This window comes from Streptomyces marokkonensis (assembly GCF_039539045.1).
Classification (GTDB): domain Bacteria; phylum Actinomycetota; class Actinomycetes; order Streptomycetales; family Streptomycetaceae; genus Streptomyces; species Streptomyces marokkonensis.
The window spans coordinates 41,074-48,044 of record NZ_BAABCQ010000043.1 but is presented as its reverse complement, the minus strand read 5'-3'; the positions used below and the strand labels follow the sequence as shown (position 1 = coordinate 48,044).

The window sequence follows — 6,971 nt, the reverse complement described above, 5'->3', positions numbered from 1 at the left end:
GATGCGCTGCGTGGCCGCGCAGGGAACGGGGTCGGGGACTTGAAGCGCTCCCCCGGGCGTCCGTTAGCGTAGTGCTTCCGTGGCGCCGAAGGAGATAAGGGTACGTTGAGCAATTCTGCCGACTCCTCCGGGACCGAATCCAGTCCTGTCCACAAGCGCCGTTTCCGGCCGGTTCGGGTACTCACGGCAGCCGTCTTCGCGCTCGCGGGGCTCATTTTCTTCACCAGCTTCAATACCGCCAAGGGCACCAATATCCGCACGGATGCCTCTTTGCTCAAGTTGTCCGACCTCATCCACGAGCGCAGTCGGGAGAACGGTCAGCTGGAGGAGTCCAACGCGGCTCTCCGGGACGACGTCGACGCACTCGCCGAGCGGGACAACGGAAGTACGAAGGCGGAGGCGGACAGGCTCGCCGAGCTGGAGAAGAAGGCGGGTACGCAGGAGCTGAAGGGCGAGTCGATCTCGGTCACGCTCGACGACGCCCCGCCGGACGCCACCGCCAAGCTCCCGGGCTACCCGGAGCCCGAGCCCGACTACCTGGTGATCCACCAGCAGGATCTGCAGGCCGTGGTGAACGCGCTGTGGCAGGGCGGGGCGCAGGGCATCAAGGTCATGGACCAGCGGCTGATCTCCACCAGCGCGGTGCGCTGCGTGGGCAACACGCTGATCCTTCAGGGCCGGGTCTACTCGCCGCCGTACAAGATCCAGGCGGTCGGTGATCCGGAGCGGCTGAAGGACGCGCTGTCGGCGTCGCCGACGATCCAGAACTACATGGTGTACGTCAACGTCTACGGGCTCGGCTGGAAGGTCGAGGACGAGGGGCGGGTGACGCTGCCGGGCTACTCGGGCACGGCGGACCTGCACTATGCCCGGCCTGTGGATTGACGCCGTTGTGGAGGGCCCCTCGCCGTTAGTCTGGTGCCGTACGGCGTGATTCCGGCGCCGTGGTGCGACGGAAGGGACGGCATGTACGGCTGGATCTGGCGGCATCTGCCGGGGAACGCGTGGGTGAAGGCGCTGCTCTCGCTCGTGCTGGCGGTGGCCGTGGTCTACGTCCTGTTCCAGTACGTCTTCCCGTGGGCCGAACCGCTGCTTCCCTTCAACGATGTGACGGTGGACAACCAGTGAGCGCGCGCATCCTCGTCGTCGACAACTACGACAGCTTCGTCTTCAACCTGGTGCAGTACCTGTACCAGCTGGGCGCCGAGTGCGAGGTGCTGCGCAACGACGAGGTGTCGACGGCGCACGCCCAGGACGGCTTCGACGGTGTGCTGCTCTCCCCCGGACCGGGTGCGCCGGAGCAGGCGGGGGTGTGCGTGGAGATGGTGCGGCACTGTGCGGCGACCGGGGTTCCGGTCTTCGGGGTCTGTCTCGGCATGCAGTCGATGCAGGTGGCGTACGGCGGTGTGGTGGACCGGGCGCCGGAGCTGCTGCACGGCAAGACCTCGCCGGTCGAGCACGCGGGGAAGGGCGTCTTCGCGGGTCTGCCCTCGCCCTTCACGGCGACGCGGTACCACTCGCTTGCGGCGGAGCCGACCACGGTGCCGGCCGAGCTGGAGGTGACGGCCCGTACGCCGGACGGGATCGTGATGGGGCTGCGCCACCGGAAGCTGCCGGTCGAGGGTGTGCAGTTCCATCCGGAGTCGGTGCTGACCGAGCACGGGCACCGGATGCTGGCCAACTGGCTGGCGGAGTGCGGCGACCAGGACGCGGTGGCGAGGTCGGCGGGGCTCGCCCCGGTGGTGGGCAGGGCCACGGCGTGACCGCACTGCGCCCCGAGCGCGACTCCGGCGCGGCCGGTGACCGGGGATCCTCGTACGGGCAGCCGTACGGGGATTCCGGTGCGTTCGGGGACGGTTGGTACGAGGACCTCTCTTCCGGGGGCTTTTCTTCTGAGGGTCTCTCTTCCGGGGACTTCTCTTCGGAGGGGGCGTATCGGCCGGTCGTCGAGGACGACGAGACGGTGGCGCTGCGGGTACCCGAGCCGCCGCGGGAGCGAGGGGGGCCCGATTCCTCGGCGGCTCCCGCATCCGATGTACCCGTGGGTGGTGGGCGCGCGGCCCGCAGGAAGGCCGCGAAACGGCGTCACGGGCGCCGTGGGGCCTTTCGGGGGTCGTCGGCGACATCGGAGTCGGGGGAGGAGCCGAAAGCGCCCCTGTCCCGCGTTGAGGCGCGTCGGCAGGCCCGTGCGCGCAAGCCGGGCGCGGCCGTGATCGCGAGCAGGGCGATCGGTGAGGTCTTCATCACGTCGGGTGTGCTGATGCTGCTGTTCGTCACGTACCAGTTGTGGTGGACGAACGTGCGGGCGCAGGCGCAGGCGGACAAGGAGGCGAGCAGTCTCCAGGAGGACTGGGCGAACGGCAAGCGGAGTCCGGGGGTCTTCGAGCCGGGGCAGGGTTTCGCACTGCTGCACATTCCCAAGCTGGACGTGGTGGTGCCGATCGCGGAGGGCATCGACGACGAGAAGGTGCTGGACCGGGGGATGGTCGGGCACTACGCCGAGGGCGCGCTGAAGACGGCGATGCCGGACGCGAAGGCGGGCAACTTCGGGCTGGCGGGGCATCGCAACACGCATGGCGAGCCGTTCCGGTACATCAACAAGCTGAGCGCGGGCGATCCGATCGTCGTGGAGACTCAGGACAAGTACTTCGTGTACAAGATGGCGTCGATCCTGCCGGTGACGTCGCCGAGCAACATCAGCGTCCTCGACCCGGTGCCGAAGCAGTCGGGGTTCAAGGAGTCGGGCCGCTACATCACGCTCACCACCTGCACGCCGGAGTTCACCAGTAAGTACCGGATGATCGTCTGGGGCAAGATGGTCGAGGAACGGCCGCGCAGCAAGGGCAAGCCGGATGCGCTCGTCAGTTAAGGGCGGATGACCAGTGGCAGCGACCACCGACACGGAGCACGAAGAGCAGGCCGTCGCGGACGGCTCGCCGGGTCCCACGGCACGCCGCCGTGGGCGAGGGCCCGGGCGTGTCCTCGCGCAGGCCGTCAGCGTCCTCGGCGAGCTCCTCATCACCGCGGGCCTGGTACTGGGCCTGTTCGTCGTCTACTCCCTCTGGTGGACGAACGTGGTCGCCGACCGCGCGGCGGACAAGCAGGCCGACAAGGTCCGTGACGACTGGGCACAGGACCGGGTCGGCCCGGACGGCCCGGGGGCGCTGGACACGAAGGCGGGCATCGGCTTCCTGCACGTGCCGGCGATGGGGAACGGCGACATCCTGGTGGAGAAGGGCACGTCGATGAAGGTCCTCAACGACGGCGTGGCTGGCTACTACACCGACCCGGTGAAGTCGGCTCTGCCGACGTCGGGCAAGGAGGGCAACTTCTCGCTGGCGGCGCACCGGGACGGGCACGGGGCGAAGTTCCACGACATCGACAAGATCGAGGAAGGGGACCCGATCGTCTTCGAGACGAAGGACAAGTGGTACGTCTACAAGACCTACGCGGTCCTTCCCGAGACGTCGAAGTACAACGTCGACGTCCTCGACGCGGTCCCCAAGGAGTCCGGCAAGAAGAAGGCCGGCCACTACATCACGCTGACGACCTGCACGCCGCTGTACACGAGCCGGTACCGGTACGTGGTGTGGGGGGAGCTGGTGCGTACGGAGAAGGTGGACGGGGAGCGGACTCCGCCGAAGGAACTGCGCTGACCGGCCTTCTTGTGGAGGCCGGTCGCTTAGCATGGGGGAGGCCCGAAGCCGCAACGTCCTTTTGCGGCTTCGGGCCTCTTGTCGAGGTGCTCAGCGGAGTGCTTTGAGACGTACTCCGGCGCTCCAGGCCTCCAGCTCCTCGCGGTTCACGGTGACGACGCCGGTGAGTTTGGCGATCGCCTCCGATTCGTGGTTGAAGTTGCACGTGGCGACGAAGAGGGCGATGTCCGCCTGGGCGATGGCGCGTGACGCGCCGGCGAACTTCTGCATGTCGGCGCTGGGCACGGCCCAGCGACCGGCCCGGTTCTTGCACTGGACGGCGACCGTACGCCCGTCCGCGGTCCGGCCGGTGATGTCGATGCCCCGGTCGGTACGGGCCTGCCGTACGACGACGTCGACGCAGCCGTCCCGGCGCAGCAGGTCGGCTACGTGGTGCTCGAACGCCTTCCAGGTCATGGCCTTGAGTGTGGACCTGACGTTGTCTGCGGGGGCCGTCTCCTTCCAGAGTGGCGAGGCGCCTGTGGTGCCAGCAGAGCTTGCGCTCGACGTTCTCGATGTCCGCGCGGAGTTCGATGAGCTCGTGACGGTGTTCGCCGGATGTGGCGATCAGCGCGTTGAACATCGGCACGACGGTCCTGCCGAGGATGTGGGTGATGCGCTCGTCGATGCGGGCGTCGAGGGCGGAGGGGGCTGTGGTGTGGGGGCTGTCCACAGGCTGTGTGCGGGCCAGGTGCTCCATGTCGAGCAGGTACCTGCGTACCTGGCGGGCGATGTCGCTGTCGCGTAGCAGCATGGCGATGTTGAGTACGGCTCGCCTGGAGTAGGTGGTGAGGCTTCGGCGGGCCTGTGGATAACTGGCCAGCGAGAGTGACATATTGTCACTCTCGAATTTCCGCAGGTCAGCGCCTCGGAGCACGGTCATTCCGTTGGCTGTGAGTTCCTCACGATGGCGCTTGGCCAACTGCCGGACGGCTTCGACGGTGACCTCGAAGTACACGGCCGCCATCGCCGTCGTCACGTGCATGCCGTCCGGTAGCAGGGACAGTGCTTTCACCTTGTCGAGTACGTCCGTGCGTTCGAGCACGCTGTCGCGCAGGGCCGGTGATTCCAGTAGGGCGGTCTCGTTGATCATGTATGGCTACCTCGGGCGGCTTCTGTGGTCACCCTGAGTCAACGAGTCATGACATACGAAGACACGATCGATTCCCGGTGACGCGCACGACAGAGCCCCGGTCCCTCCGCTGAGGGGCCGGGGCTCTGGTCGTTCGGGATCGCGCGGGCGTGTCAGTCGTCGCCGCGCAGGCCGTCGAAGATGCCGCCGCCGTTGTCACCGCCGTTGCCGTTGCCGTTGCCGCCCACGGTCGTGAGGGTGATCGGCGTGGCGGCCGGGTCGTCGACCTCGGTGCCCGCCGGCGGGTCCTGCTTTATGACGATGGCGTTGCCGTCCTTGGGGCCGGGCACCTGGATGTTGGTGAAGCCGGCCTGGGTCAGGACCTGCTGGGCCTGTGCCAGGGGGGTGCCCATCTTGATCTCCGGCACCGCGGTCTTCTGTACGGCCTTGCCGATGACGATCGTCACCTGCGAGCCCGGGTCGACCTGCTGACCGGGCTGGGGTGTGGTGGAGATGACCTTGTCGACCTGGTTCGGGTCACTTGTGGGTTGCTCCGTGCAGGAGGCGACCAGGTTGCTGTTCTCCACCTGGGACGTCGCGTCTTCACAGGACCGGCCCATCACGTCGGGCACCGTGGCCTTCTCCGCGGCCTTGGCGACCTCCAGGGTCACCGTGGAGTCTTTCTCCAGCTCCTCGCCCGGGTCGGGGTTCTGGTTGAGGACCGTGCCCTCGTCCTGGGAGGACTCGGTCTGCTTGGTCTCGACCTTGAAGCCCTTGTCCTCGAGCAGCTGGGTGGCCTCGTCGACGTTCTTGTCGATCACGTTCGGCACGGCGACCTTGGGCGCGCCGGTGGAGACGACCAGGTTGACGGTGGACTCCTTGTCGACCTTGGTGCCCTGCTTGGGGTCCTGGTCGCAGACGCTGCCCTTCTTCTGGTCCTCGCAGGGCTTCTGTTCGACCGTTCCCAGCTCGAGGTCGGAGTTGGTGAGCAGTTGCTTGGCGTCGTCCTGCGTCTGGCCGACCAGGTTGGGCACCTCGACCGTGCCGTTGCCGGGGCCTCCTCCGCCGCCGATGGCGTACTTGCCGATGAGGATGGCGCCGACGAGGACGAGGATGCCGGCCAGGACCAGGAAGATCGTGGAGGTGTGGGACTTGCGGGGCTGCTGGCGGCGCCGGTCGGGGCGGTCGTCGTAGCCGTAGGCGCCGTCGTCCGCGTTCATGGGCGGCAGCATGGCCGTGGCGCCGGCGTCGGAGTGCAGGGCGGTCGTCGGCTGGTCGTCGGGGTAGGCGCCGTGGCCGCCCGCGGCCATGACGCCCAGCGCGGCGGTGGCGCCGACGGGCTGGCCGTCGAGGCAGGCCTCGATGTCGGCGCGCATCTCGTCGGCCGACTGGTAGCGATAGTCGGGGTCCTTGACCAGGGCCTTCAGCACGATCGCGTCCATCTCGGGCGTGATCTCGGGGTCGAAGACGCTGGGCGCCTGCGGTTCCTCGCGGACGTGCTGGTAGGCGACCGCGACCGGGGAGTCGCCGACGAAGGGCGGGCGTACGGTCAGCAGCTCGTAGAGCAGGCAGCCGGTGGAGTAGAGGTCGGAGCGGGCGTCGACCTGCTCGCCCTTGGCCTGCTCCGGGGAGAGGTACTGGGCGGTGCCGATGACCGCGGAGGTCTGGGTCATGGTCATGCCGGAGTCGCCCATGGCGCGGGCGATGCCGAAGTCCATGACCTTGACCTGGCCGTCCCGCGTCAGCATGACGTTGGCCGGTTTGATGTCGCGGTGGACGATGCCGGCGCGGTGCGAGTACTCCAGGGCCTGGAGGATGCCGATGGTCATCTCCAGGGTCCGCTCCGGCAGGAGTCTGCGGCCGGAGTGGAGCAGTTCGCGGAGTGTGGAGCCGTCGACGTACTCCATGACGATGTACGGGATCGACACGTTGTCGATGTAGTCCTCGCCCGTGTCGTAGACCGCCACGATCGCGGGGTGGTTGAGCGAGGCGGCCGACTGGGCCTCCCGGCGGAAGCGGGCCTGGAAGGACGGGTCGCGCGCGAGGTCCGCGCGCAGCGTCTTCACCGCTACCTGGCGTCCGAGCCGGGTGTCATGTGCGTGGTAAACCTCCGCCATGCCACCACGGCCGAGCACCGGGCCCAGCTCGTACCGGCCGCCGAGGCGACGCGGCTCTTCCATAGCTACCTACCAGCCCTCTCCGTC

General features: G+C 68.1%; 8 protein-coding genes. 6 read left to right on the top strand and 2 right to left on the bottom strand.

Annotated elements, in window-relative coordinates:
• Positions 1 to 105: 105 nt before the first annotated feature.
• The 5 genes from ABEA26_RS13700 to ABEA26_RS13680 all read left to right on the top strand — a co-directional run bounded on the left by ABEA26_RS13700 (position 106) and on the right by ABEA26_RS13680 (position 3,656).
• Positions 106 to 885: a DUF881 domain-containing protein gene (locus ABEA26_RS13700; protein ID WP_345592327.1), complete on the top strand. Its 780-nt coding sequence runs from the start codon at positions 106 to 108 to the stop codon at positions 883 to 885.
• An 81-nt stretch (positions 886 to 966) separates the two neighbouring features.
• Entirely contained in the window at positions 967 to 1,128 is a 162-nt protein-coding gene (locus tag ABEA26_RS13695; protein ID WP_043382636.1) for a hypothetical protein, read from the top strand.
• A complete protein-coding gene (locus ABEA26_RS13690; protein ID WP_345592326.1) occupies positions 1,125 to 1,763 on the top strand; it encodes an aminodeoxychorismate/anthranilate synthase component II in 639 nt (212 codons plus the stop codon). Before ABEA26_RS13695 ends, ABEA26_RS13690 begins: the two co-directional genes overlap by 4 nt.
• Positions 1,760 to 2,869: a class E sortase gene (locus ABEA26_RS13685; protein ID WP_345592325.1), complete on the top strand. Its 1,110-nt coding sequence runs from the start codon at positions 1,760 to 1,762 to the stop codon at positions 2,867 to 2,869. The genes ABEA26_RS13690 and ABEA26_RS13685 overlap by 4 nt, the downstream gene beginning before the upstream one ends.
• A 13-nt stretch (positions 2,870 to 2,882) precedes the next feature.
• Positions 2,883 to 3,656, top strand: a complete 774-nt coding sequence (locus tag ABEA26_RS13680; RefSeq protein ID WP_345592323.1) for a class E sortase — start codon at positions 2,883 to 2,885, stop codon at positions 3,654 to 3,656.
• A 90-nt stretch (positions 3,657 to 3,746) separates the two neighbouring features.
• Here the strand turns inward: ABEA26_RS13680 and ABEA26_RS13675 are convergent, their stop codons facing one another.
• Positions 3,747 to 4,112: a restriction endonuclease gene (locus ABEA26_RS13675; protein WP_345592321.1), complete on the bottom strand. Its 366-nt coding sequence runs from the start codon at positions 4,110 to 4,112 to the stop codon at positions 3,747 to 3,749.
• 4 nt (positions 4,113 to 4,116) lie between these two features.
• Between ABEA26_RS13675 and ABEA26_RS13670 the strand changes: the two genes are divergently transcribed.
• A complete protein-coding gene (locus ABEA26_RS13670) occupies positions 4,117 to 4,443 on the top strand; it encodes a hypothetical protein (protein ID WP_345592319.1) in 327 nt (108 codons plus the stop codon).
• Positions 4,444 to 4,940: 497 nt separating this feature from the next.
• Here the strand turns inward: ABEA26_RS13670 and pknB are convergent, their stop codons facing one another.
• The gene (gene pknB, locus ABEA26_RS13665) at positions 4,941 to 6,947 is read right to left on the bottom strand and encodes a Stk1 family PASTA domain-containing Ser/Thr kinase (protein ID WP_345592317.1); all 2,007 of its coding nucleotides are present in this window, start codon (positions 6,945 to 6,947) and stop codon (positions 4,941 to 4,943) included.
• Between the last annotated feature and the right edge of the window lie 24 nt (positions 6,948 to 6,971).

What these genes read in the sequence shown, in the direction of transcription:
- pknB (WP_345592317.1), bottom strand. Translation starts at nt 6,947, where the DNA reads ATGGAAGAGCCGCGTCGCCTCGGCGGCCGGTACGAGCTGGGCCCGGTG.
- ABEA26_RS13695 (WP_043382636.1), top strand. Translation starts at nt 967, where the DNA reads ATGTACGGCTGGATCTGGCGGCATCTGCCGGGGAACGCGTGGGTGAAG.
- ABEA26_RS13675 (WP_345592321.1), bottom strand. Translation starts at nt 4,112, where the DNA reads ATGACCTGGAAGGCGTTCGAGCACCACGTAGCCGACCTGCTGCGCCGG.